Origin of the sequence: Streptomyces sp. NBC_00286, assembly GCF_036173125.1 — a bacterium.
GTDB lineage: Bacteria > Actinomycetota > Actinomycetes > Streptomycetales > Streptomycetaceae > Streptomyces.
The window spans coordinates 1,905,210-1,929,450 of record NZ_CP108054.1; the positions used below are offsets into that span (position 1 = coordinate 1,905,210).

Here is a 24,241-nt window from a genome sequence, read left to right on the forward strand (position 1 = left end):
GCACCACAGGGCACGCTGGGCCGCTTGTTCCAGGGGATTTCGCGCGGAGTTCGCGCGTCGATCATTGACGAGTTCCTGACGCCTCCTTAGCTTCGCGGAGCACCTGTGGTCTCGCAGTTGTCGTGTCACATCTGTCGTCTCGCACGTGTCGTCTTGTTCGTCTCGATCGTCTTGATCGTCTTGATCGTCTTGTCGGCAAACGGGAGGAGTCGGTCGTGCACCGACGTGTCTGGGGTCCGGCCGTCGCTCTCGCTCTTCTCATGATGGCGGTGCCGACCGCGTCCGCGAAGGCCGGGCTGCCCACCCGGACCGGGCCGCTCCCGCTGGAGCGGCTCTTCGACAACACGGCCGTCAGCGACGACGCGCGTCCCGGCGAGGCGGACTTCGACGGCTCGGGCGGCTCCCTGTCGGCTCGGGACCTGACCGCCGCGGGCTGGACGCCGGGCCGCACACTGACCGTCCAGGGCGCCCGGCTGACCTGGCCGCGCAAGGCGGCAGGGCAGCCGGACAACGTGCGCGCCGACGGCCAGCTGGTCCGGGTCCACGGTCGCGGCGACGCCCTCGCCTTCCTGGTGGCGGGCACGGCCGGTGACGCGGCCACGGGCACGGGGGTGGTGCGGTACGCGAACGGCTCGCGCTCCACGTACCGGCTGACCGCCCCCGACTGGCGCCGCGGCCCCCTCGCCACCAAGGCCGTGGCACTGCCGCACGTCAACACGCCCGGCGGCCAACTCGCCGAGAAGGCACGGCTGTACGTCGTCACCGTGCCGCTCGCCGAAGGCCGGACCGTCGCCTCCGTGCAGCTGCCGCGCAACGACGACCTGCATGTGTTCGCGCTGTCGGTACGCGCCGACTCGCCCGGCTGGACGGGCAGTTGGGCCACTTCGACCTCCGGGTACGGGGCGGTCGGGCCCTGGACGGACCGGACGCTGCGCCTCGTGGTGCACACCTCGGCGGGCGGGCCGCGCGTACGGATCCGGCTGGACAACACCTTCGCCGCCGCGCCCGTACGGATCGGGAGTGCGACGGTGGCGGTCCAGGGGTCCGGTGCGAGCCCGCGGAGTACCCCCGTGCCGCTGTCGTTCCGGGGTGCCGCCGGGACCGAAATCCCCGCGGGGGCACAGGCGTTCAGCGATCCGCTCGGCTTCGATGTGCCCGCGGACGCCAATCTGCTGGTGAGCTTCCATCTGCCGGGAACGGTGAGCGCCGCGCCCATGCACAGCCTGGCCGTCCAGCGGTCGTATCTCAGCGAGCCGGGCGACCATGCCGCGGACGCCGGCCCGGACGCGTACACCTCGACGATCAGCAACTGGCCGCTGCTGACCGGTGTGGACGTGGGCGGTGGGCCCGGTTCCGTGGTGCTGCTCGGGGACTCGATCACCGACGGCGAGAAGTCGACGCCGGACGCGAACCTTCGCTGGGGCGATGTGCTCGCCAGGCGGTTGCGGGACCAGGACGTGGTCCCGCACTACGGGGTCCTGAACCACGGCATCTCGGCGAATCGTGTGGTCTCCGACCGCTATCCGGGCGACGGCGTCTCCACCGATATGGGCGGCGTGAGCGCCCTGAACCGGCTCGACCGTGATGTCCTGGCGCAGACGTCGGCCCGTACGGTCGTTGTCTTCCAGGGCGTCAATGACGTGCGATGGGGTGCGAGTGCGGAGCAGGTCATCGCCGGGCTGCGCGAGATCGCCGACCGGGCGCATGCGCGTGGGCTGCGGGTGCTGGGCGCGACGATCGTTCCCTGCGAGGGGGAGGCTCGGTGCACTCCTGCCGCCGATGCGGGGCGCTCCGCTGTGAACGCGTGGATACGGGCCAGCTCCTCGTTTGACGGGGTGCTGGATTTTGATGCGGTGTTGCGGGATCCGGCGCGGCCTTCGCGGATGTTGCCCGCTTACGACAGTGGGGATCATCTGCATCCGGGCAATGCGGGGCTCGCTGCGCTGGCTGGGGCTGTGGACTTGCGGTTGCTGTAGCGGCAGCGCCGCGGTGCCGCTTCGCGGAGGGGTTCGGCTGTGGGTCCGTCGTGGCTAGAGATCTTCAAGTGTCGGGGTTATGTCGAGCGCGGGGTGGTGACGGCTGACGTGGCGTCGGCTATGCCGGTTCCATGAGGTATCCCGACGGTGGTGGTCTGACCGCCGCGGAACGGGCTCGGCGGGAGCGGGTGTGGTTCGCAGCAGCCGAGAAGTTCGCCCATGGGGCGAGCGAGCCGGAGGTCGCCCGGCAGTTCAGAGTCTCAAGGATGTCGGCGAACCGCTGGCATCGGGCCTTCACCGAAGGCGGCGTCGAGGCGCTGGCCTCGAAGGGGCCGGGCGGCGCGCGCTGCAAGCTCGACGAGGCCCAGTTACGGGCCCTGGAGCAGGAACTGGAGGCCGGGCCTGCCGCGCACGGCTGGGATGAGGACCAGTGCTGGACCCTGGCGAGGATCACCGAGCTCATCGAGGCGAAGTTCGGTGTCGGCTACACCCTCGGCGGGGTGGACGCCCTGCTGCACCGTATCGGCTGGAGCGTGCAGGTCCCCACCAGGCGGGCCGCCGAACGCGACGAGGAGGAGATCGCCATCTGGAGGGATGAGCAGTGGCCCGTCATAAAGGACGGCGGCGGACCTGGGGGCCTGGCTGTGCTTCGAGGACGAGGCAGGCCAGGGCCTGAGGCCGCCCAAGGGCCGCATCTGGGGTCGGCGTGGCCGCACCCCGCTGGTGCAGGTTTCCGCCGCTGGCTCCGGCCGCATCTCGCCGGCCGGTCTGGTTGCCACTCGCCCCGGCCGGGCGCCGCGGCTCATCTGCCGCACCCGCCTGCACCGCCGCCGCAAGGGCGAGAAGAAGGGTTTCACCGAGACCGACTACGCGCGATTACTCGACGCCGCCCATCAGCAGCTCGGCGGCCCGATCGTCCTGATCTGGGACAATCTGAACACTCACCGCAGCAAGGCCATGCAGCAGCTGATCGCTGCCCGGCCGTGGCTGGTCGTCTACCAACTGCCCTCCTATGCGCCGGAACTCAACCCGATGGAGGCCGTGTGGTCCCACCTGAAGCGATCCCTGGCCAACCTCGCCAAGCGGACCATCGACCAGCTCGCCAGGATTGTGAAGACCCGCCTCAAGCGGATGCAGTACCGTCCCGCCCTCATCGCCGGATTCATCACCAAGACCGGCCTCGACCAGCCGCAATAACACCAGCTGAAGGTCTCTAGCCAAACCGGTCGTCGAGTTCATAGCCGGCTTCCTCGACCGCAGCGCGCACGTCCGCGATGTCGAGATCCCTGTCGCTGGTCACCGTGACCGTGCCGCTCTCGACGTTCACCGCCACGGCGGTGACGCCGGCGACGTGTTGAATCTCCTCGGTGACGAAGCCTGCGCAGTGGTCGCAGACCATTCCGCTCACGGTGTAGGTGCTCTCGGTCACGCCGGCCGCACCTGCCCCTCGGACACCTCTGGCGCCGGCTGTCCCGGGCCGGCGTCCGCTGGGAGGGTGCGGGTGAGTATGTGTGCCTGGCGCATCCGCCCGTCATCGGTGAACTGAGCGAACATGTGCGCCTCGATGGCGAGGGCTCTGTTGCGGTTCTGTACATACAAGGTGGACCGGACGGCGATCCGATCCCCGTTCACCAGTGCTTCATGCACATCCCAGCGGCCGCTGGGCCGGTTCTTGCGCACCGGGCGAGTGTGCGCGATGAGCTTGTCCCGGTCCATCCGGTGTCCGTCGGCGATCTGGACGATGTCCGGTGTGTGATAGCGGTCGACGATCAGTCCCGGGTCCTCGTCGCTGTCCAGGAGGTCGTTGTGGAAGGACGCATAGAAATCGGCGATGAACTGCTTGGGGTCGGTGTCGTTGAACGGACTCATGGTGCTCCCGTCACGCTGCTGGTCGGCGCACTATCTCTTACAGTCTGTAAGATATGCACCCTCCCGCAATATTGACAAGGTGTAAGAAATGACTCCACGCCAGGCGCCGCATCGCCGTGCCGACGCCCAGCGCAGCCGGGCCGCCATCCTGGACGCGGCGGTCCGGCTCCTGAACACACATCCCGACACCAGCGTCGAAGTCATCGCCACCGCCGCAGGCGTGACTCGCCAGACCGTCTACGCCCACTTCCCCTCGCGGGAACAACTGCTGACAGCAGCCCTCGACCGGATCACCGAGGAAGCGGTCGCCGCGATGGACGCCGCCGGCCTTGACACGGGACCTGCTGTGGATGCCCTGCTGCGACTGCTCGATGCCAGCAACCGGACAGCCGGGCGATACCCCGTCCTGCTCCAGAAGATCAGCCTGCTGCCCGTTGATCCGCACACCGACCACGAACGCCATGCGCCGGTCGCCGACCGGCTGAAGCGGGTGATCCAGCGCGGTCAGGAGACCGGGGAATTCGGGGGCGGACTCTCCCCGGACTGGCTCGTCGCTGTCACCATCAACCTCGGCCACGCTGCGAGCGCCGAGGTAGACGCCGGCCGGATGTCCAGCGAGGAGGCAGCGGAAGCACTCCACACCAGTCTGCTCCGCGTGTTGGGCGCAGTCGCGCCGACAGGAACCCCGACACGAGAGGAGGGTGCCCCTGCCGCTCGCAGCGCCGCCAAAGCCAAGGGTGCGAAGCTCCGCAATCCTCAGAAATGACAGAGGACCTTCAGTCGCCGTAACGCCAACCTTTGAAGGTCTCAAGTCGCGTAGTTCCCCAGCCCCGCCCTTTCCCGAGACTGGGGGCTGCGCCCCACACCCCCGCCAGGGGATGGTGGGTGACACTACGTGTCGCGGCTGCCGGTCCGTTGTGGCTGGTCGCGCAGTTCCCCGCGCCCCTATAGGGGCGCTCCCGTGCGGGGCGGTTCCGAAGGGCGCCCCCAGACAGGCGCCCGGATGCACCGAAGCGCCATGCCTACACGTCCAAGTCCACTACCACCGGAGCGTGGTCCGACGCGCCCTTGCCCTTTCGCTCCTCCCTGTCGACGTACGAGTCCTTGACCGCCTTGGTGAAGGGCTCGTTGCCGTAGACCAAGTCGATTCGCATGCCTCGGTTTTTGGGGAAGCAGAGTTGGCGGTAGTCCCAGTACGTGTAGGGGTGGTCGTACTTGAGGGGGCGCGGGATCACGTCCGTGAGGCCGGACTCGCGGAGTTCGGTGAGGGCGGCTCGTTCGGCGGGGGTGACGTGGGTGGAGCCCTCGAAGGCTGCGATGTCGTAGACGTCTTCGTCCGTCGGGGCGATGTTGTAGTCGCCCAGGACCGCGAAGGGGCGGCTGCCGGACGCGTCGCCCGCTACCGCTGCCTTGAGGGCCTCGATCCACTGGAGTTTGTAGGCGAAGTGGGGGTGGTCCACCTCTCGGCCGTTCGGCACGTACACCGACCAGACGCGGATCGGGCCGCAGGTCGCCGCTATGGCGCGGGGCTCCTGGACGCCGTCGTAACCGGGGTCGCCGGGCAGGCCCTTGACCACGTCTTCGAGGCCTGCGCGGGAGATCACCGCCACGCCGTTCCACCGGCCTGTCGCGTGCACCGCCGACTCGTAGCCCAGCTTGGTCAGTTCGTCGGTGGGGAACTGCTCGGCGGTGGTCTTGGCCTCCTGGAGGCACAGCACGTCGGTGCCGCTGCTCTCCAGCCAGGCCAGCAGCCTGGGGAGGCGGGCGGTGATCGAGTTCACGTTCCAGGTGGCAATCCGCATGCCTCACAACTTACCGGGAGGGTCTGACAACGGACCCGCAGGAGGCATGAGCTCAGAGTTCGGCCGAAGTGCCCGGCGTCAGCCGCAGGTGTTCCGCGCCGCCCAGGCCGCCGATCTGACGGTCGTAGATGGGGCGGGCGAGGTCGGTGAGGAGGGCGTCGTGGATGTCGTACGCGCGTTGGGGTTTGACCTCGCGTACGTACTCGATGACTTCGGCGATCTTGTTCCAGGGGGCCATGACCGGGAGCATCAGCGTCTCTACCGGCTGGTCGGGGACGGTGAGGGCGTCGCCCGGGTGGAAGACTCTGCCGCCGTCGACGAGATAGCCGACGTTGGTGATGCGCGGGATGTCGGGGTGGATGACGGCGTGCAGTTCGCCGTGGACCTGGATGTCGAAGCCCGCGGCGGTGAAGGTGTCGCCGTGGCCGACGGTGTGCACGCGGCCGGGGAACGCCGCCGCGATCTGGTCGGAGACGGACTTCAGGGTCCACAGCTCGGCGCCTGGGTTGGCCTCGAGACCGGCTCGCAGGCGGCCCTCGTCGAAGTGGTCGGGGTGCTCGTGCGTGACCAGGATCGCGTCCGCGCCGACCGCGGCGTCCTCCTCGCTGAAACCGCCGGGGTCGATGACGAGCATGCGCCCGTCCTTCTCGAGCCGGATACAGGCGTGCGACTTCTTCGTGAGCTTCATGCTTTCCATCCTGCCCCCGCCGTCTTGAGCGGGCGCACTCCCGGGGCCCCTGCCGGGCTCCCCAGGGATACCCGGCCGCTCACTCCTGAGGCGTGGTCTCCTCGCGGATGACCTGCTGCGCCACCTTGAAGGCGCTGTTCGCTGCCGGTACGCCGCAGTAGACGGCCGCGTGGAGGAGTACTTCCTTGATCTCGGCCGGAGTGAGGCCGTTGCGGAGGGCGGCCCGGATGTGGAAGGCGAGCTCTTCGAGGTGGCCGCCCGCGACGAGGGCGGTGAGGGTGACGCAGCTGCGGGAGCGTCTGTCGAGACCGGGCCGGTCCCAGACCTCGCCCCAGGCGTAGCGCGTGATGAACTCCTGGAAGTCCCCGGAGAACTCGTCAGCCTGGGCGAACGCCCGGTCCACATGCGCGTCGCCGAGCACCTCACGGCGGACCTTGATGCCCGCGTCGTACGGGTCGGGCCTGCTCAGGGCCTCGGGCTGCTCGGCGGCGGCGATCTCGGCGACGGGCGTGACCGGCGAGGCCGCGGCCAGCACCGGCTTGACCGGGGACGCGGCGATCGCCATATGGCCGGAGGTCGTGTCGAAGGCGGGCTGCCAGGCGCTGGTGAAGTGCCGTACGAGGAGGTCGGTGACCGCGGCGGGCTGCTCCACGGGGACCAGATGTGAGGCGCCGGGTACGACGGCGAGGCGGGCGTCCGGTATTCCGGCGACCAGGGTGCGGGCCTCGGCGGGTCCTGTGACCTGGTCGTCGGAGCCGACGAGGACGAGCGTGGGCACGCCGACGCGGCCGAGTTCGGGGCGTACGTCGAAGGAGGCGAGCGCCTCGCAGGCGGCGATGTAGCAGCCGGGGTCGGTGGTGCGCACCATCTGCACGGCCCACTCGGTGATCGCGGGCTGGGCGGCGGCGAAGCCGGTGGTGAACCAGCGCTCCGGGGACGTACGGGCGATGGGGTCGAGGCCGTTCGTCCGTACGATCACTCCGCGCTGGCGAAACTCGTCGGCCGTGCCGAAGCGCGGAGAGGCGGCGATCAGGGCGAGCGAGGCGACCCGCTGCGGGTGGCGCAGAGCCAGCTCCGTACCGACTGCGCCGCCGAGCGCGCAGCCCGCGTAGCCGAACCGCTGGACGCCGAGTCCGTCGAGTGTGGCGAGCAACCGGCCGGCGAGATCGGTGACCGAGCCGGCCGGGTATGCGGGGGCGCCGCCGTGGCCCGGCAGATCGAACCGGAACACCCTCCAGTGCTTCATCAGCTCCGGGACCTGGCGGTCCCACATATGCCAGGTCGTGCCCAGGGAGGGGCCCAGGACCAGGACAGGTGCGTCTTCTGGCCCGTCAAAGCGGTATTGCAGGGTGGTGTTCGGTGGTGTCTCGCTCACCCGTCAGACCCTCTCATCTCTCACGGGTTCTCACACGGCCGGTCCCAACCTAACGGCACGCATGCGGGTCGCAGCGTCGAGTGTGAGGGGAACCCCTACGTCTCGGCGTGAAGGGCCTGAAAAGCCTTGCCGGATCTCCCCAACCAGGGGCTTGAACACCACACGGTGAACGACTTCTTGGTGGTCTTCACAGGCACATAGTCAGGGACAGATCGTTGAACGATTCTTCAATACTCAGGACCTCGTCTGACTGCGCCTCGGTCGCTCGCCTGGAGCGTCCGGCACAGCCCCTGCACGAACCTCCCTCCAGGAGTGGCCGGATCGCATCAGCGTCGCCCGCGAAACCCGCGGGAAACGGAAACGCCTCGTAGAAAAAACCTCCATACCTCTTGAAGGATTGTTCAACGATCTCTAGCTTATTCAAACATCGAGTGCCAAGCCAGGTCCACGAACCGGCAGGCCCCAGCGGCCGGACTCACGAGGACCGCCCGACGACCCTCAACTGCTCTGACACGACGTCTCGTTCAGCCAGTCCCCTCTTCCCGTGAGGTCCAGCGTGACAACCACACCCACACGAACGACGGCCACCGCGGCCGATGAGGTAACCGGCGCCTTCGCCTGGTACCGGTCGATGTCCACCCAGGGCCGACGTGCCTTCAAAGGGGCGTTCGGCGGATACGCCCTCGACTCCTACGACTTCCAGGTGCTGCCGCTGGGCATGGCGGCCATCGCGGCGTACTTCAGCCTCAGCACCTCCCAGACCGGCCTGCTGACCACGGCCACCCTGCTCGCGTCCGCGGTCGGCGGCGTCCTCGCCGGGGTGCTGATCGACCGGGTGGGCCGGGTCAAAACCCTCATGATCACGGTGGTCACCTACGCCGTGTTCACCGTGGCCTGCGGCTTCGCCAACAGCTACGAGATGCTGCTCGCGATGCGCACGCTCCAGGGCATCGGCTTCGGCGGCGAATGGGCGGCGGGCGCCATCCTGGTCGCCGAGTACGCCAAGCCGCGCTACCGCGGCCAGGTCCTCGCCTGGGTGCAGGCCTCCTGGGCGGTCGGCTGGGGACTGGCCGTCCTCGTCTCCACCATCCTCATCGACACGGTGGACCAGGACATCGTCTGGCGGATCCTGTTCTGGACCGGCGCCCTGCCCGCCGTACTGCTGATCTACGTACGCCTCCGCGTGAAGGACGCCCCCGAGGTCGCGGAGAAGCTCACCAAGAAGGACGCCCGCGTTCCGGTGATCGCCGTCTTCCAAGGCGGCCTGGCCCGCAGGACCATCTTCGCGACCATGTTGTCCATGGGCGTGATGGGTGGCTACTACACCTTCGCCACCTGGCTGCCCACCTACCTCAAGACCGAACGCGGACTGTCCGCCATCGGCACCGGCGGCTACCTCTTCGTCCTCATCACCGGCGCCTTCTGCGGCTACGTCCTCGCCGGAGTCGTCATCGATCGGCTGGGCCGCAAGAAGTCCTTCGCCATCTTCGCCTTCCTCAGCGCCGGCCTGCTGATGACGTACGTCAACATTCCCGAGGGCTCCAACACCCTGCTCATGTTCGCCGGCTTCCCGCTCGGCTTCTGCGCCTCGGCCATCTTCTCCGGCTTCGGCTCGTATCTCGCCGAGCTCTACCCGGTCGAGGTCCGCGGCACCGGCCAGAGCCTCACGTACAACGTCGGACGCGCCCTCGGAGCGGTTTTCCCGACGGCGGTCGGATTCTCCGGGGGTGTCGGCGGCGCGCTGACCTACGGCGCCATCGGCTATGCCGTCGCGGTGGTCGCACTCCTGGGGCTGCCCGAGACCAAGGGCACCGAGCTCCGCTGAACCTGCCCTGCTCAAAAAACCGCTCAGACCGTGCAGTGCGGGTGACTGCACGGTCTGAGCGGTTTCTTGAGCAGGCTGCGGGACAGGGGTCGTGTCACAACTGCCGTGCGCGCGGGCCTCCTTCCAGGGCCTGTACGCCACAGAACCTAGCCCCCGAAGCTTTCCGAGTACCTCTCGACCAGCTGCTTCTCGGCGTCGTCGAGGTACGAACTCAGCAGCAGTTCCGCCCTGACGACGTTCGCTTCCCGGAGGGCGGAGAGGACTTCGCGGTTGCGCGGCAGGTACGGCTCGTGAAAGCCGCGTGGGTTGTCCATCGCGTGGAAGACCAGGCGCAGTTCGGCGAGTACGCCCCTCATCAGCTCGTTCAGACGGGTGCTGCGGGCGAGGCCCACCACCGCCTGGTGGAAGTGGATGTTGGCCGTCCCGAGGTCGGCCCAGGCACCCTCCTCCGACGCCTTCTCGCCTTCGGCGACCGCGGCTTCGGCCTGGCTCAGGTCGTAGGGCGGCATGCTGAGGCTGCGTACCGCGGCGCACTCTATGAGTTTGCGTACGCGGTAGATGTCGACGACGTCCTGGACCGTGAGCCTGCGTACGAAGACCCCGCGGTTGAGTTCGTGAGTGAGGAGCCGCTCGTGGGTGAGCAGGCGGAACGCCTCGCGGAGCGTGTTGCGGGAGACCCCGAGAGCCTGCCCGATGGAGTCCTCCGAGAGCTTGCTGCCCGGCGCCAGGTACCCCTCCGCGATGCGCGTACGCAGAATCTCGGCCACCCGGTCGGCAGTACTGGAGCGGCCGAGCAGTTCGCGGTCACCCATGAGCACGGCCGGGTCGATCTCGGCAGCCATGACGTCCATCCTTCGAACGGGGCCGACCGGCTTACTGCGGCGGCTCAAAATGTCTCTCCACCAGTGAATCGAGAAAGCGAGAACGAAACAACAAGTCCCCTTGTCGGATCGTTCAACAATCCCTTAAAGTTGGGTCGCGGGTCTGATGAAGGCACGCGCACCCCCGCAGGCAGGAGCAGTCCGAACTGCCGTGACGAGAGGACCGCGATGACGGAAGCAGTCCGGACCAGAGCACAGACGCCCGCACAGGCCCGGGCCGTCTTCCGTGCGGGCGCCAGCACCCCCACGGACGGCTGGTGCACCGGGTACACCCAGGCCAACCTCATCTCGGTGCCCGCGGACTGGGCGTACGACGTCCTGCTGTTCTGCCAGCGCAACCCCAAAGCCTGTCCGGTCCTCGACGTCACCGACCCGGGATCGTGGACCACCGCTCTCGCCCCCGACGCCGACCTGCGCACCGACCTCCCTCGCTACCGCGTCTGGTCGAACGGCGAGCTGGCCGACGAGCCGACGGATGTCCGCGATGTCTGGCGGGACGACCTGGTCACCTTCCTGATCGGATGCAGCTTCACCTTCGAAGGTGCCCTGGCGGACGCGGGAGTGCCGATGCGCCACATCGACCAGGGGCGCAACGTCGCCATGTTCCGTACGGACCGGCCCTGCCGCCCGGCCGGCCGGATGCACGGTCCGCTCGTGGTCTCCATGCGCCAGATTCCGGCCGGACTCGTCGACGCCGCGACCCGGATCAGCGCTCTGATGCCGGCCGTGCACGGCGGTCCCGTACACGTGGGTGATCCCGCGGAGCTGGGCATCAAGGACCTCTCCCGCCCGGACTTCGGTGACCCGGTGGAGGGCGAGGCCGGGGACGTACCGGTGTTCTGGGCGTGCGGTGTCACCCCGCAGGCCGCGCTGATGGCCTCACGGCCGCCCTTCGCGATCACCCACGCGCCCGGCTACATGCTGATCACCGACGCCCGGGATGTGAACTACCGCATCGTGTAAGGCCCCTGACCGCCGGACAGAACACGGATGACTCCGAGGAGACCGAGCAAGCGATGACCGACAGCGTGATTGACCTCAACGCGGACCTCGCGGAGGGGTACGGACGGTGGGCACTCACCGACGACGAGGCCCTGTTGTCCGTGGTCACCAGCGCCAACGTCGCCTGCGGCTTCCATGCGGGCGACGCCGCGACGATGCGCAGGGTCTGCGAGGGCGCGGCCGAGAGGGGCGTGACCATCGGAGCGCACGTCTCCTACCGGGACCTGACCGGGTTCGGGCGCAGGGACATGAGCCTGCCCGCGGACGAGCTGACCGCCGAGGTCGCCTACCAGATCGGCGCGCTCGAGGTGTTCGCCCGGGCGGCGGGAACGAAGGTCGCCTACGTCAAGCCACATGGGGCGCTGTACAACCGGGTGGTGCACGACGAGGAGCAGGCCGAGGCCGTGGTCCGTGGGATCCGATTGGCCGACCCCCGGCTGCCGGTGATGTGCCTGCCCGGCTCCGCCGTCCTCCGCCGGGCGGACGCGGCTGGACTGGGCTGCGTCACCGAGGCGTTCGCGGACCGTGCCTACACCGAGGCGGGAACGCTGGTCCCGCGCGGCACTCCGGGCGCCGTGATCACCGATCCGCGGCAGGTCGTCGAGCAGGCCCTCGGGCTGGCCACCGAGAGCCGTACCACGACACCCGACGGCAAGCCCGTATCCGTACGGGCCAGGTCCCTGTGCCTGCACGGTGACACGCCCGGTGCCGTGGAACTGGCGCAGCGCGTACGCACCGCACTGGAGGACGCCGGGGTCCATGTGGAGGCGGCCGCATGAGGGCGCTGCCGGTCGGTGAGGACTCGCTGCTGATCGACCTGGAGACTCCGCGGGAGGCTCAGGCGATGCACGCCGAGGTGGTGCGCCGCCGCGACGCGGGCTTGCTGACGCTCAGGGAGATCGTGCCCGGGGAGAAGACGGTGCTGCTCTACGGAGTTCCGGACGCGGAGCGGCTGCGTGCCGAGGTGAGCCGGTGGACCGTACCGGAGTCGGCCGCGGACAGCGGCCCGCTGCTGGAGATTCCGGTCCGCTATGACGGCGCCGACCTGTCCGCCGTCGCCCAGTTGTGGGGCGTGACGGAGGACGAGGTGGTGGGCGTGCACAGCGGCATCGAGCACCGGGTCGCGTTCTGCGGATTCGCCCCGGGATTCGCGTACATGACGGGGCTCGGCGACGCCTTCCGCGTACCGCGTCGTGATGCCCCGCGCACCTCGGTGCCCAAGGGCTCCGTGGCACTCGCCGGCGCGTACACCGGCATCTATCCGCGTTCCTCACCGGGCGGCTGGCAGCTCATCGGGACGACGCAGGTTCCGCTGTGGGACATGGAGCGCGAACCGGCGGCGCTGCTCAGCCCGGGGACGCGGGTGCGGTTCGTACCCGAGGAGCCGTCCAAGTGCACACCCTCGTCCGCGGAGGACGGCGGCCGGCGCGTGAGGTGCCCGTGAGCGACGGCAAGCTCGAGGTCGTACGGGCCGGAGCCCTCACCACGCTTCAAGACCTGGGTCGGTTCGGCCACGCCCACCTGGGCGTGCCCCGGTCGGGCGCGCTGGACCAGCCCGCCCACGCACTGGCGAACCGGCTGGTGGGCAACCCCGCCGACGCGGCAACGCTGGAGACCACGCTGACCGGCGTGGCGGTACGGGCCGGCCGGCCCATGACCGTCGCGGTCACCGGGGCCCCCGCCGCCGTACGGATCGACGGCCGACCGGCGGCGTTCGGGAGCCCCGTGTATGTGCCTGCCGGTGCGGTGCTCGAGGTGGGCACGGCCGCCTGCGGACTGCGCAGCTATGTCGCGGTGGGCGGCGGCATCGAGGTCCCCCCGGTTCTGGGGAGCCGCTCCACCGACCTGCTCTCCGGCCTGGGGCCCGCCCCTCTGCGAGACGGGGACGTGCTGCCGATCGGGGCGGCGCAGGGCCAACCTCGTTACGCCGACACGGTGTTCTGGCCGGGCCCGCCCCGCGAACTGGTGCTGCCCGTGTTCCCGGGTCCGCGCGACGACTGGTTCACTCCCGCCGCGCTACGTACTCTCGCCACCGCCCGCTTCGCCATCTCGACCCAGAGCAACCGCATCGCCCTGCGAACGGAAGGGCCCGTCCTGGAGCGCGCGGTGCACGGCGAACTGCCCAGCGAAGGCATGGTGATCGGGGCGATCCAGGTCCCGCCCGACGGCAGACCGGTGGTCTTCCTCGCCGACTCCCCGACCACCGGCGGCTACCCGGTGATCGGTGTGGTCCCCGAGAGGAGGCTGGCCGCCGCGGCCCAGGCGGTGCCGGGGCTTCCGCTGCGGTTTGTTCCGGTGCGCCGCCGCGTTCGGACAGGGTGACCCCAAACACTCCGCATCCGCGCGCGCCAAACCCGGCGGAGAATCGGGGAATTCTACTGTTACCCGCCGTTCCTGGAGGCGGAGTTGGCCATCGGCCCTTATATTCGGCTGGCGAATCAGCCGACCAAGAGGGCACAAGAGAGCAAGAGGCGAGTCTGTCGGCGGACGGCTGACGAGCCCTGGCCCGGGGCACGCCCACTTGGTGCGCCGGCGTAACCATGGAGAAGGCACCACACACGCACGCAAGTCAGCAGCCGCAGCAATTCCACGCCTCGTGCGGGCACTTGCTCGCGGCCCCGGCCGACCGGACAGGTCAGGACGTCCGCTGTCCGCACTGCCACCAGGTGGTCCGTGCTCCTCTCCCCGACGTGCCCTACGCCTCGCCCGTCGCTCCACCAGTCCGCGCCACCGAGCCGGTCGGCCTGACGGCCCTTTAACAGGCAGCGGGGGTCAGGGCAGCTGACCCTGACAACATGCTCCGCGTCGCGGTCATGGTTCGGTCGGTGAGCCCAGGCCGGTGAGAGCGCCGACCGGGTCGAGGTCGGGGGTGCCTCGGGGCCACCAGTCGTCGTGGCCCGGTTCCGATTCGTACGCGTACCAGACGCCGTCGTGGCCGAGGCGGAGCTGTATGTGGCCGCGAGGGTGGGTGAGGTGGTTGTGCCAGGGGCGGAAGGCGGGGAAGTCGGCGGCCAGGAGGAGCGGGCGGGCGCGGTCGAAGCGGCCTGCCGGCGGGTCCCAGGGTTCCTCGAGGACGGCCAGCCCTTCGAGTCCGCCCTGGCGCCAGGCGGCGACCGCGCGTGCCAGGTCGGCGGGGGTGCGGCCGGCGGCGGAGGCGAGGGACGCGTAGAGGGCGCGGGTGGTGGCGGTGAGGCCGGAGCCGGGGCGGGTGGCGGCGAGCCGGACGGCGTCTTGCCAGAGCGTCAGCTCCGCGACCGGGTCACGTCCCGTGGTGAGCAGCGCGTGCGCTCGGGTGGCCGCGTCGGTGGCCAGCTGGTCGAGGGCGAACGGGTCCGGGCCGCCTGGAGACGCCGGATAGGCGGGCGGCTGCTCGGGGTGCGCGGGCGGGGGCAACGGCTCGGGCAGCGGCGGGAGTTGGCGGGGCGCCAGGGCGTCACGGGCGCGTACGCCGGGGAGTCCGGGTTCTTTGCCTTCCCGGCCCTCCTGGCCTTCCTGCCCCGCCTGGGCCGAGCGGGCGGCCAGGGTGGCGTTGCGGCGCGACAGCTCGTCCAGCAGCTCGCGCTCGCCTCGGCCGCGCAGCAGGAGCAGTACGAAGGGGTCTTCGTCCAGCAGCCGGGCCGTTTGGTAGCAGAGGGCGGCCGCGTGCTTGCAGGGGTGGCCGAAGTCGGGGCAGCTGCAGTGCGGTTCAAGGTCTCCGGGGCCGGGGAGCAGTTCGACCCCGCACTCGGCGAGCGACTGGGGCATGTCCTTGTCGAGCAACGCCGCGATGTGCCCCGGCCGTTCGGCAGCAGCGTCCAGGAACCGCTCCCAGTCCTCGTCCGCGAGCGTGCGCATCCGGATCTGCACCCGGTACGGCCGCGGCCGGCTCCCGTGCACATACGCGAGCACAAGCCCCGGCGTGACGGTCACGGCATCCACGTGCCCCTTGCCCGCATACGCCCGCCCGCGACCAAGCCGCGCCGGATCCAGCGCGGCCTCCTCCAACGCCCGCACCCATGCGTTGCCCCACCAGCTCTCGGCGAACCTGTCCTCACCTGGTGGCCGCGGCGGCAGGGCGGGGAAGGTACGGCGCAGGTCGGTGCCGAGGGACGGGAGTGTGGTGTTCGGGCGGGGGGCTTCGTCAGGCACGGAGCTGGAACGCGGCGCCGAAACGTCCGCGGCCGTCCGGGGTCCGGTGGGTCGCGTACGGGCGCCTCGGCCGACGGAACCGATGGCGGACGCGGGTGCCGCACTGGGTGGGATCGCTCGCCCGATGGGCGGAGGAGCGGACTCCGGGTTCGTCGCCGAGGAGGCGGCGTCGCGGGGAGCCGCCGCGCCGCGGTCGGTTGTCCTCGGCGACCGTTCAGAGCCGGAAGGCTTCGGGTCGACGAGACGGCTCGGCCGACCAACTCCCTTGTCCCCCACGGCTGCACGGGACCGACTCGCACCGGTTCGGGCCGCGCGAAGCGCCTCGCGGGCCACATCACCGGGGCGCGGAGTACCGGAGGACCCGCCGCTGCCGGGCCGACCAACGTCGGGACGACCGGCATCGGGACGGCCACCCTCGGCACGGCGGGGGTCGGGACGGCCACCCTCGACACGGCGGGGGTCGGGACGGCCACCCTCGACACGGCGGGGGTCGGGACGGCCACCCTCGACACGGCGGGGGTCGGGACGGCCACCCTCGACACGGCGGGGGTCGGGACGGCCACCCTCGGCACGGCCATCATCCGACGGCTCGGCCATCGCACCGGAGCGCACGTCGCCCCCAGTCCCCGCCGCTCCAGGCACCCCGTCACCGGTCGGCGGGGATGCCTCCGCCCCGCCTTCCACGCGAGACGCAGCGCCCGCGGCCCGACCGGACGCGGCTCGCAAAGCCTCACGCGCCACGTCCCCCGGACGGGGCGCCTGCGGTGGCGTCCGCAGCCGGGCGGCGTTCGTCTCGGGGGCCGGGCGATCCGTGCCCCGTGTCGCCGGTCGCGCCTGCGGCGCGGCGGAGCCGTCCTTCTCCGAGTCGGCTCCGGAGTCCCCGGCCTCGCCACGCCGCGCCGCCCACAGGGCACGGCGGGCCACATCGCCAGGCCGGGCCTCACCGGATGAGGACGACGGGTCCGGACGTACACCTCCGTGCGACGGCTGCACCGACCGGCCCCGCTCGGAGGCCGTGCCGCTCTCGGCGGAGTTGCCGCGCCCCCGCGACTCGTTGGGCTCGGCTGATGCGTTGGGGTCGGCTGACATCACGTCGGCCTCCGGAGTGATACCAGGTCCGACAGCTCGCGGTCGGTGAGCTCCGTGAGGGATGCCTCACCGGAGCCCAAGATCGCGTCGGCCAGTGCCCGCTTGGACGCGAGCATTTCGGCGATGCGGTCTTCTACTGTGCCCTCGGTGATGAGGCGGTGGACCTGGACGGGTTGGGTCTGGCCGATGCGGTAGGCGCGGTCGGTGGCCTGTTCCTCGACTGCCGGGTTCCACCAGCGGTCGAAGTGGATGACGTGGCCCGCGCGCGTGAGGTTCAGGCCTGTGCCGGCCGCCTTCAGGGACAGGACCAGGACTGGCGTCGCCCCGCTCTGGAAGCGGTCCACCATGTGTTCGCGCTCGGGCACCGGCGTACCGCCGTGCAACAGCTCGACCGGTACCGCTCTGGCCGCGAGATGGGAGGTGATCAGCCGCGCCATCCCCACGTACTGGGTGAAGACGAGCGCCGAACCGTCCTCGGCGAGCAGCGTGTCCAACAGCTCGTCCAGCAGGGCGAGTTTGCCGGACCGGGCGGCGAGCCGGTCGCCGGCCTTCGGCGAGGCGTCCTTCGGCAGGACGTCCTCCTTCAGGTACAGCGCGGGGTGGTCGCAGATCTGCTTCAGCGCGCCCAGCAGCTTCAGCACCAGGCCCCGGCGGGCGATGCCGTCCGTCGTCTCGATCGCGAGCATGGACTCGCGGACCACCGCCTCGTAGAGCGCGGCCTGTTCACGGGTGAGCGGGACGGGGTGGTCCGTCTCCGTCTTCGGCGGCAGCTCGGGGACGATGCCGGGGTCGGACTTCTTACGGCGCAGCAAGAAGGGGCGGATCAGGCGCGCGAGGCGGGACACGGCCTCCTCGTCCTCGCCGTTCTCCACCGCGCGCGCGTGCCGGGCGCGGAAGGACTTCAGCGGGCCGAGGAGTCCGGGGGTCGTCCAGTCGAGCAGGGCCCAGAGTTCGGAGAGGTTGTTCTCCACAGGTGTCCCGCTCAGGGCGACCCTGGCGGGCGCGGGGATCGTACGCAGGGCCTTCGCTGTGGCCGAGTACGGGTTTTTGACGTGCTGCGCCTCGTCCGCGACGACCATGCCCCACCGCTGCTGGGCGAGCCGGGCCGCCCCGGACCGCATCGTCCCGTACGTGGTGAGGACGAAGCCGCCGTCCAGGTCGTCCAGGGTGCGGCCCGGCCCGTGGTAGCGGCGGACGGGGACGCCCGGGGCGAACCGGTTGATCTCCCGCTGCCAGTTGCCGAGCAGCGAGGCCGGGCAGACGACCAGGGTCGGCTCGCTGCGCGCCCGCTTTAGGTGGAGGGCGATGACGGTGACGGTCTTGCCGAGCCCCATGTCGTCGGCGAGGCAGCCGCCGAGGCCGAGCGAGGTCATCAGGTCGAGCCAGGCCAGCCCACGCAGTTGGTAGTCCCGCAGCGTCGCCGTCAGACCGGCGGGCGGCTCGGCGGGCCGCACCCCCGCCGTCAGCCGGTCACGCAACGCGGCCAGCGCCCCGACGGGCACCGCCTCGACCGTCTCCCCGTCGGCCTCCGCGCTGCCGGTGAGCGCGGCGGAGAGCGCGTCGACCGGGTCGAGCAGGCCCAGTTCGCGTTTACGCGCCTTGCGGACGAGGGCCGGATCGACGAGCACCCACCGGTCCCGCAGCCGTACGACGGGCCGGTGTGCCTCGGCCAGCTCGTCCATCTCGGCCTCGCTGAGCGGATCGCCGCCGAGCGCCAACTGCCAGCGGAACTGGAGCAGTTCCTCGCTCTCGAAGAACCCCGTACCGTCCGTCGCCGAGCCGGGCGCCGGACGCACCACCGCCGCCGCACTCAGGTCCTGGGCCAGGTCACGGGGCCAGTGCACGGCGACTCCGGCCGCACCGAGACGGGTCGCCGCGACGCCGAGCAGATCGGACAACTCGCCCTCGGACAGCGCCAGTACGTCCGGCACGTCCTGCTCCGACAGCCGGTCCAGCGGCGGCCATACGCGCGCCGCGCGCCGAACCGCCAGGGCGGCGTCCACACGCGCGCGAGGCCCGAACGTCCCGTCGGCCTCGCCCGCCCACAGGGCCGCGGCGTCGACGACAAGGGTGGGGTCGGCAAGGCTGTGCACCTGAACGACGGCCGCGCCCGCCCGCCGCATCGCCTCACCGTCGCCGTTGCCACTGTCGCGGTCACTGTCATCGAAGAGCTCGTACGCGGACAGGTCCAGGCGCAGCGAGATCCGTACGCCCGCGTCCATGCCCGCGGCGACCTCCGCCGCCCAGTCCCGGGCGTCCGGCAGCCGCTGCGGCTCGCGCGCGGCGAAGGGTTTCCCCACGGCGTACGGCGCGGCCTCGGTGCGTGGCAGCGTGTCGGCGACGGCGTCGAGGAAGGCACGCATCAGCGCTTCCGGGTCGGGCAGTTGGAGAGTGCCCCGACCAGGGAGAGGTACCGCATGGCCCTCGTACGGGAGGGCCGCCGCCACCGCTCTCAAGTGCGCGATGTCGTCCGGATCCAGCGGCCCGGCGCGCCAGGCGTCGTAGCCGTCCCTCGTCAGTCCGGGCAGCAGTCGCCCGCGCGCGAGGAGCCGCAGCGCGTGCAGCGCGGCCGCGCCCCAGCAGGCCGTGGCGGGGTGTGCCGCGGGGTCCCGCCGAGCCCGTACGAGCAGAGGCAACGCCTCGCCGACCGTCAGGCTCAGGGCGGGCGCCGGTCCCCGCCTGACGCCCGCGCCGTGCCGCCGTACGACCGTCAGCTCGCTCTGCTCGCCCTCCGGCAGCGGCCCGCCGTCCGGGTCCCAGAAGGCGATGCGACCGTCTCGTGGCAGTCCGGCGGGGAGAAAGACGGCAGCGAGCCGAACCGGCACCGCGGTCGGCGCGGCTTCTTCCACACGCCGCCCCTCGACTTCCGCCACGCTCATGCTCCCCGCCACCTCCTCACCCACGTCGCACCAGACCGACCGGCCGCGGCACCCGTCGGACCAGTCGGATCACTCGTCTTCGACTGTACGGGCCGGGTCTGACATTCGGACCCGGCGGCCGAACCGGCAGGTCAGGAACAGTCAGGAAGGTGAGGGATGCCAAGGGGTGAGTAGGGTCAGGGCGTCGTTCTGGCGACCACGTACACCATGGGATGGCCGGGCCTCGACCAGTTCACGACCATGTCCAGGGTCGGGGTCGGGTTCTTCCGCGCCCGTGTGAGGCCCGACCAGGGGCCGGGTGTCGTGAAGTCCCACTCGACGATGTTCCGGTGCCGGGCGCTGATGGGGAAGTCGTCCTTCTCCAGGGCGGAGCGGCTGGTGCCGACGCTCTTGAGGAAGGTGTCGAGGCCGTCGTCGCTGGTGAGGAACTGGACGTACAGGCGGCTGGTCCGCCAGTTGTTCGTCTCGTAGTACGCGACTTCCTTCGAGCCCGGCGGAATCGGCACGTTGTAGAGACGGCGCTGGACCCGCGAGGGCCAGTCAGGGGTGAGTCCCCTGGCGGCGTACTTCTCCTCCTTGGTCCTGCCGCTGTCACGGCTCTGGTTGGCGGAGATGACCAGATAGCCGGCCGGGATGCCGATCAGCAGCACGATGATCAGCAGCGTCAGGGCGCGGCGGCGGATCATGTGGCCGCGGCCCTCGGGCGGGCGCGGCTCGTCGGGCGACGGCGTCTGGTTGGGCAGCGAAGTGGTCGTCACAGCGACCCCTGCGTCGTACGGCGCGACTGCACATACCGCTCGTATCGCTCATAGCGCTCCACCCTGCGCCGATTGGCGCGCCGGAAGCGGCGGGCGACGAGCCGGGCGAGATCGGCGGCGCCGACCATGCCGGCCTCGGGGCCGAGCTGGGCGCGGGCGACACGGGCCTCGGGGCGGTAGCCGCGGCCGGTCAGATGGCGTCGGAAGGCGTCCCGCGCGGGGCCGATCAGCAGGTCGTCGGCCGCCGAGACACCGCCGCCGATGACGAAGCAGGAGGGGTCGAGCGCGGCGGCCAGGTTCGCGATGCCGACGCCGAGCCACTGGCCGATGTCCTGGAGCAGTTCGACGCACATCGCGTCGCCCTCACGGGCCAGCTCGGTGATCATCGGGCCGGTGATCTCGGAGATGTTGCCCTTGACGTGCTCGATGATGCCGTACGCCACCGGGGAGTCGGCGGCGGCGAGTTCGCGGGCCTCGCGCACCAGCGCGTTGCCGGAGCTGTACTGCTCCCAGCAGCCGCGGTTGCCGCAGGGGCAGCGGTGGCCGCCGGGTACGACCTGCATATGGCCGAACTCGCCCGCCACACCGAACTTTCCGCGCTTGACCTGCCCGTCCTCGAGGATCGCGCCGCCGATACCCGTACCCAACGTGATCATGACCAGATGGTCCTCGCCACGGCCCGCGCCGAAGCGCCACTCCGCCCAGGCGGCGGAGTTGGCGTCGTTGTCGACGAGGACGGGGACGGCGAGTCGCCCGGAGATCCGGTCCCTCAGAGGCTCGTTGCGCCACGACAAGTGAGGCGCGAACAGGACGCGGTTGCGGTCGGCGTCGACCCAGCCGGCCGCTCCGATGCCGACGGCGTGCACGTCGTGCCGGTCCGAGAGGTCCAGGACCAGCTCGACGATGGTGTCCTCGACGACCTTGGGGCTCTTGGACTTGTCGGGTGTCTCGGTGCGGACCCTCTCGAGGATGTTGCCGTCCGCGTCGACGACACCCGCCATCACCTTCGTACCGCCGATGTCGATGCCGACGGTGGGGACGCGGGGAGCCGTCAGATGCGATCGGCGCTCACGCGTGCCGACGGTCCGCAGGACGGTGGCCCTTGCGGAGCCGCGGTGTGCGAGGGCTAGGTCGCGGTAGGTGCTCATCGCGCCGATTCTGCCCCACGCTGGCGCTGGCTTGCACGGGGAGGCCCTTCGCTTCGCTTGGGCTCGCCCAGGGGGCTGCAGGCTGATTCGCGGGTCACGGGTGCGTTGTGGCTGGTCGCGCCCACGCGGCGGAGCCGCAAATCGACACAGCCCCGCGCCCCTAAAGGGGCGCTCCCCTTATCACTCGGAGAAAGCACGCCCCTGGAGAAGCGCGACTCTCACGGGCGTACCAGTAGCTGGAACTCGAACGAATAGCGCGACGCCCTGTACGTATGCGTGCCGTACTCCACCGCTCGCCCCGTGTCGTCGAACGTGGTGCGTTGCATGGTGAGGAGGGGGGCGCCCTCTGGTTCGCCCAGGCGGTCGGCCTCCACGGTGGTGGCTGCTCGGGCTCCTACCGTCTGGCGGGCGCTGTGCAGGGTGATGCCCGCTGCGCGCATCAGGCGGTAGAGGCCGGTGGCCTCCAGTTGGGCGCTGTCCAGGTCCAGGAGGCCGGGCGGCAGGAAGTTGCAGAGGTACGCCATCGGCTCGCCGTGGGCCAGGCGCAGGCGTTCCACGCGGTGTACGTCGCTGCCCTCGGCGACCGCGAGGGCGGCGGCGATCTCGGCCGACGCGGGGACGACGGTGTTGACGAGGACCCGGGTCGCGGGGCGCTGGCCTGCCGCCTCCAGGTCGTCGTACAGGCTGCTGAGTTCCAGCGGGCGCTTGACCTGGCTGTGCACGACCTGGGTGCCGACGCCGCGGCGGCGTACGAGGAGGCCCTTGTCGACGAGGGACTGGATGGCCTGGCGGACCGTCGGCCGGGACAGGCCGAGCCGCGCGGCGAGCTCGATCTCGTTGCCGAGCAGGCTGCCGGGAGTCAGCTCGCCGTGCTCGATCGCCGCCTCGAGCTGTTGGGACAGCTGGAAGTACAACGGCACCGGACTGCTCCGGTCGACGCTGAGCTGGAGCGTCACGGTCGGATCCACTTCTGGTTTGGGCACGGGGCGAGCGTAGCTCTGGTAAATGATGACGGGAAGTTGTGAAGTCCGATTGTCAGGACAAAGCTTGACAGGGGGCTGGTTTCAGCCGCAGGTTGTTCCCATGCGCATCGGACTTATCGGAACGGGTCGTATCGGTACATTCCACGCGACGGCCCTCAGTCGTCACCGTGAGGTCGGTGGCTCTCTCATCGTCACCGACGCGGATACCGCCCGGGCCCGTGGGCTCGCGGACCGCCTTGGCGCCACGGCGGCTCCCGGCGTCGACGAGATCTTCACCTGGGGCGTGGACGCCGTCGTCATCACCACGGCCACGTCGGCCCACGCCGAACTGATCGGTCGGGCAGCACGCGCGGGGCTCCCGGTGTTCTGCGAGAAGCCCATCGCCGTCGATCTGCCGGGCACGCTCAACGCGATCGCCGAGGTCGAGGCGGCCGGAACGATCCTGCAGATGGGCTTCCAGCGCCGCTTCGACGCGGGCTACGCCGCCGCGCGGGAGGCGGTGCGCTCGGGCAGCCTCGGGCGGCTGCACACCGTACGGGCGATGACGTCCGACCAGGCACCGCCCCCGGCCGCGTATCTCCCGCTGTCGGGCGGCCTGTACCGGGACTGTCTGGTGCACGACTTCGACATGCTGCGCTGGGTCACGGGCCATGAGATCACCCACGTGTACGCGATGGGCTCGGACGCCGGGCCCTCGATGTTCCGCGAGGCGCACGACATCGACACCGCCGCGGCCGTCCTCACCCTGGACGACGGCACGCTCGCCACGGCGACGGCGACCCGGGTCAACGGCGCCGGATACGACGTACGCATGGAACTGGCCGGTGAGCTGGACCAGATCGGCGTCGGCCTGGACGACCGCACACCGATCGCCTCCACGGAGCCGACCGGCCCGCCGCCCGCGACCAAGCCGTGGACCGGCTTCCTGGAACGCTTCGCGCCCGCGTACGAGGCCGAAATGCACGCCTTCGTCGAGGTCGTACGCGGCGAGCGGCCCAACCCGTGCGACGGCCGCGAGGCGCTCCACGCCCTCCGCATCGCCGAGGCCTGCGAACTCTCGCGGCACGAGCGCCGGTTGGTGTCGCTGGCGGAGATCCCGGGCGGCCAGGTCTGACAACGCGCGGCCCTAGTGACCGTCGCCTTCCAAGAGCCCCGCGTCATACGTCAACAGCGCGATCTGTACGCGGTTGTTGAGGTCCAGCTTGGCGAGGATGCGGGACACGTGGGTCTTGACGGTGGCGACGCTCATGAACAGTTCGCGGGCGATATCGGCGTTCGAGTGGCCCTGGCCGACGGCGACGGCCACCTCGCGTTCGCGGTCGTTGAGCGCGGCGATGCGGGTACGGGCGGTCGAGCGCCGAGTGTCCGGGCCGCTGCCGCCCGCCGCGTGCTCCATCAACTGGCGGGTGACGGCGGGAGAAAGCACGGGGTCGCCTGCCGCGACACGGCGTACGGCTTCAAGGATGTCCCCTGGGGGCGTGTCCTTGAGTACGAATCCGGCGGCGCCCGCTCGTAGCGCCCTCAGGACCTGCTCGTCGGCGTGAAAGGTGGTCAGCACGACGACCTGCGGCGCGTCCTTGCGCTCCCTGAGCCGTTCCGTGGCAGCGAGTCCGTCCACGGTCGGCATGCGGATGTCCATGAGCACCACATCGGGGCGGGTCCGCTCGACGAGTTCCTCCACCTCGCTCCCGTCGGCGGCCTCCCCCACGATCTCGAGATCATCGGCGCCGCCCATCATGAAGGCCAGCCCGGCGCGCACCAGCGGGTCATCGTCGACGAGGAGCAGACGGATCGGAGTCATGGGCCTCACGTAATCATGAACTGGGCGCTCTTATGGG

General features: G+C 70.5%; 21 protein-coding genes. 9 read left to right on the plus strand and 12 right to left on the minus strand.

From position 1 onward, the window contains the following. The first annotated feature begins 260 nt into the window (after nucleotides 1-260). Both OHT21_RS08630 and OHT21_RS44615 read left to right on the plus strand, forming a co-directional pair. Nucleotides 261-1,976, plus strand: coding sequence for an SGNH/GDSL hydrolase family protein (locus OHT21_RS08630; protein ID WP_443050621.1), 1,716 nt, complete (start codon nucleotides 261-263; stop codon nucleotides 1,974-1,976). Between the two features lie 131 nt (nucleotides 1,977-2,107). Next, nucleotides 2,108-3,173 (plus strand): IS630 family transposase gene (locus OHT21_RS44615; protein WP_443050329.1). Its coding sequence is split into 2 segments (ribosomal slippage): nucleotides 2,108-2,595 and nucleotides 2,594-3,173, totalling 1,068 coding nucleotides; the frame shifts between segments, so codons are not numbered across the junction. A 16-nt stretch (nucleotides 3,174-3,189) separates the two neighbouring features. Here OHT21_RS44615 and OHT21_RS08645 read toward each other — a convergent pair. Both OHT21_RS08645 and OHT21_RS08650 read right to left on the minus strand, forming a co-directional pair. After that, a complete protein-coding gene (locus tag OHT21_RS08645) occupies nucleotides 3,190-3,405 on the minus strand; it encodes a heavy-metal-associated domain-containing protein (protein WP_328360226.1) in 216 nt (71 codons plus the stop codon). Then, a complete protein-coding gene (locus OHT21_RS08650) occupies nucleotides 3,402-3,845 on the minus strand; it encodes a nuclear transport factor 2 family protein (protein WP_328767667.1) in 444 nt (147 codons plus the stop codon). Before OHT21_RS08650 ends, OHT21_RS08645 begins: the two co-directional genes overlap by 4 nt. 88 nt (nucleotides 3,846-3,933) lie before the next feature. Here OHT21_RS08650 and OHT21_RS08655 point away from each other — a divergent pair, with 88 nt between their 5' ends. Further along, nucleotides 3,934-4,611 carry a TetR/AcrR family transcriptional regulator gene (locus tag OHT21_RS08655; RefSeq protein ID WP_328767668.1) on the plus strand — a complete coding sequence of 226 codons (678 nt, stop codon included), beginning with the start codon at nucleotides 3,934-3,936 and terminating at the stop codon, nucleotides 4,609-4,611. Between the two features lie 256 nt (nucleotides 4,612-4,867). On the opposite strand, the gene OHT21_RS08660 is transcribed toward OHT21_RS08655, so the two are convergent. The 3 genes from OHT21_RS08660 to pcaDC form a co-directional block, all read right to left on the minus strand. Continuing rightward, nucleotides 4,868-5,647: an exodeoxyribonuclease III gene (locus OHT21_RS08660; RefSeq protein WP_328767669.1), complete on the minus strand. Its 780-nt coding sequence runs from the start codon at nucleotides 5,645-5,647 to the stop codon at nucleotides 4,868-4,870. 52 nt (nucleotides 5,648-5,699) lie between these two features. Next, nucleotides 5,700-6,335: an MBL fold metallo-hydrolase gene (locus OHT21_RS08665; RefSeq protein WP_328767670.1), complete on the minus strand. Its 636-nt coding sequence runs from the start codon at nucleotides 6,333-6,335 to the stop codon at nucleotides 5,700-5,702. A gap of 79 nt (nucleotides 6,336-6,414) precedes the next feature. Then, nucleotides 6,415-7,710: a bifunctional 3-oxoadipate enol-lactonase/4-carboxymuconolactone decarboxylase PcaDC gene (gene pcaDC, locus OHT21_RS08670; RefSeq protein ID WP_328767671.1), complete on the minus strand. Its 1,296-nt coding sequence runs from the start codon at nucleotides 7,708-7,710 to the stop codon at nucleotides 6,415-6,417. 556 nt (nucleotides 7,711-8,266) lie between these two features. Between pcaDC and OHT21_RS08675 the strand changes: the two genes are divergently transcribed. Next, entirely contained in the window at nucleotides 8,267-9,535 is a 1,269-nt protein-coding gene (locus OHT21_RS08675; protein ID WP_328767672.1) for an MFS transporter, read from the plus strand. Nucleotides 9,536-9,681: 146 nt separating this feature from the next. Here the strand turns inward: OHT21_RS08675 and OHT21_RS08680 are convergent, their stop codons facing one another. Then, on the minus strand, nucleotides 9,682-10,377 hold the full coding sequence (locus OHT21_RS08680; protein ID WP_328767673.1) for a GntR family transcriptional regulator: 696 nt from the start codon (nucleotides 10,375-10,377) through the stop codon (nucleotides 9,682-9,684). A 207-nt stretch (nucleotides 10,378-10,584) separates the two neighbouring features. On the opposite strand from OHT21_RS08680, the gene OHT21_RS08685 reads away from it, so the two are divergent. From OHT21_RS08685 to OHT21_RS08700, 4 genes are read left to right on the plus strand one after another with little or no spacing between them, the layout of a single operon-like run. Beyond that, complete coding sequence (locus OHT21_RS08685) at nucleotides 10,585-11,379, plus strand: putative hydro-lyase (RefSeq protein ID WP_328767674.1); 795 nt, start codon at nucleotides 10,585-10,587, stop codon at nucleotides 11,377-11,379. 53 nt (nucleotides 11,380-11,432) lie between these two features. After that, nucleotides 11,433-12,197, plus strand: coding sequence for a LamB/YcsF family protein (locus OHT21_RS08690; RefSeq protein ID WP_328767675.1), 765 nt, complete (start codon nucleotides 11,433-11,435; stop codon nucleotides 12,195-12,197). Further along, a complete protein-coding gene (locus tag OHT21_RS08695) occupies nucleotides 12,194-12,862 on the plus strand; it encodes a 5-oxoprolinase subunit B family protein (protein WP_328767676.1) in 669 nt (222 codons plus the stop codon). The genes OHT21_RS08690 and OHT21_RS08695 overlap by 4 nt, the downstream gene beginning before the upstream one ends. Continuing rightward, entirely contained in the window at nucleotides 12,859-13,740 is an 882-nt protein-coding gene (locus OHT21_RS08700; RefSeq protein WP_328767677.1) for a biotin-dependent carboxyltransferase family protein, read from the plus strand. Before OHT21_RS08695 ends, OHT21_RS08700 begins: the two co-directional genes overlap by 4 nt. Nucleotides 13,741-14,229: 489 nt before the next feature. On the opposite strand, the gene OHT21_RS08705 is transcribed toward OHT21_RS08700, so the two are convergent. From OHT21_RS08705 to OHT21_RS08725, 5 genes are all read right to left on the minus strand, one after another. Continuing rightward, complete coding sequence (locus tag OHT21_RS08705) at nucleotides 14,230-16,143, minus strand: SWIM zinc finger family protein (RefSeq protein ID WP_443050622.1); 1,914 nt, start codon at nucleotides 16,141-16,143, stop codon at nucleotides 14,230-14,232. A 491-nt stretch (nucleotides 16,144-16,634) separates the two neighbouring features. Then, nucleotides 16,635-19,514: a DEAD/DEAH box helicase gene (locus OHT21_RS08710; RefSeq protein ID WP_328767678.1), complete on the minus strand. Its 2,880-nt coding sequence runs from the start codon at nucleotides 19,512-19,514 to the stop codon at nucleotides 16,635-16,637. Between the two features lie 176 nt (nucleotides 19,515-19,690). After that, nucleotides 19,691-20,272 (minus strand): sugar kinase, encoded by a 582-nt coding sequence (locus OHT21_RS08715; protein WP_328767679.1) that lies wholly within the window; start codon nucleotides 20,270-20,272, stop codon nucleotides 19,691-19,693. Next, nucleotides 20,269-21,420 (minus strand): ROK family glucokinase, encoded by a 1,152-nt coding sequence (locus tag OHT21_RS08720; RefSeq protein WP_328767680.1) that lies wholly within the window; start codon nucleotides 21,418-21,420, stop codon nucleotides 20,269-20,271. Before OHT21_RS08720 ends, OHT21_RS08715 begins: the two co-directional genes overlap by 4 nt. A 218-nt stretch (nucleotides 21,421-21,638) precedes the next feature. After that, on the minus strand, nucleotides 21,639-22,376 hold the full coding sequence (locus tag OHT21_RS08725) for a GntR family transcriptional regulator (protein WP_328774005.1): 738 nt from the start codon (nucleotides 22,374-22,376) through the stop codon (nucleotides 21,639-21,641). 127 nt (nucleotides 22,377-22,503) lie between these two features. Between OHT21_RS08725 and OHT21_RS08730 the strand changes: the two genes are divergently transcribed. After that, nucleotides 22,504-23,517, plus strand: coding sequence for a Gfo/Idh/MocA family protein (locus OHT21_RS08730; protein WP_328767681.1), 1,014 nt, complete (start codon nucleotides 22,504-22,506; stop codon nucleotides 23,515-23,517). Nucleotides 23,518-23,529: 12 nt separating this feature from the next. On the opposite strand, the gene OHT21_RS08735 is transcribed toward OHT21_RS08730, so the two are convergent. Then, the gene (locus OHT21_RS08735) at nucleotides 23,530-24,204 is read right to left on the minus strand and encodes a response regulator transcription factor (RefSeq protein WP_328767682.1); all 675 of its coding nucleotides are present in this window, start codon (nucleotides 24,202-24,204) and stop codon (nucleotides 23,530-23,532) included. Nucleotides 24,205-24,241: the final 37 nt, after the last annotated feature.

Coding starts and splice junctions, on each gene's coding strand:
- OHT21_RS08665 (WP_328767670.1), bottom strand. CDS start 6,335: ATGAAGCTCACGAAGAAGTCGCACGCCTGTATCCGGCTCGAGAAGGAC.
- OHT21_RS08685 (WP_328767674.1), top strand. CDS start 10,585: ATGACGGAAGCAGTCCGGACCAGAGCACAGACGCCCGCACAGGCCCGG.
- OHT21_RS08705 (WP_443050622.1), bottom strand. CDS start 16,143: ATGGCCGAGCCGTCGGATGATGGCCGTGCCGAGGGTGGCCGTCCCGAC.
- OHT21_RS08680 (WP_328767673.1), bottom strand. CDS start 10,377: ATGGCTGCCGAGATCGACCCGGCCGTGCTCATGGGTGACCGCGAACTG.
- OHT21_RS08650 (WP_328767667.1), bottom strand. CDS start 3,845: ATGAGTCCGTTCAACGACACCGACCCCAAGCAGTTCATCGCCGATTTC.
- OHT21_RS08660 (WP_328767669.1), bottom strand. CDS start 5,647: ATGCGGATTGCCACCTGGAACGTGAACTCGATCACCGCCCGCCTCCCC.
- OHT21_RS08655 (WP_328767668.1), top strand. CDS start 3,934: ATGACTCCACGCCAGGCGCCGCATCGCCGTGCCGACGCCCAGCGCAGC.
- OHT21_RS08710 (WP_328767678.1), bottom strand. CDS start 19,514: ATGAGCGTGGCGGAAGTCGAGGGGCGGCGTGTGGAAGAAGCCGCGCCG.
- OHT21_RS08720 (WP_328767680.1), bottom strand. CDS start 21,420: ATGAGCACCTACCGCGACCTAGCCCTCGCACACCGCGGCTCCGCAAGG.
- OHT21_RS08730 (WP_328767681.1), top strand. CDS start 22,504: ATGCGCATCGGACTTATCGGAACGGGTCGTATCGGTACATTCCACGCG.
- OHT21_RS08695 (WP_328767676.1), top strand. CDS start 12,194: ATGAGGGCGCTGCCGGTCGGTGAGGACTCGCTGCTGATCGACCTGGAG.
- OHT21_RS08735 (WP_328767682.1), bottom strand. CDS start 24,204: ATGACTCCGATCCGTCTGCTCCTCGTCGACGATGACCCGCTGGTGCGC.
- OHT21_RS08690 (WP_328767675.1), top strand. CDS start 11,433: ATGACCGACAGCGTGATTGACCTCAACGCGGACCTCGCGGAGGGGTAC.
- OHT21_RS08630 (WP_443050621.1), top strand. CDS start 261: ATGATGGCGGTGCCGACCGCGTCCGCGAAGGCCGGGCTGCCCACCCGG.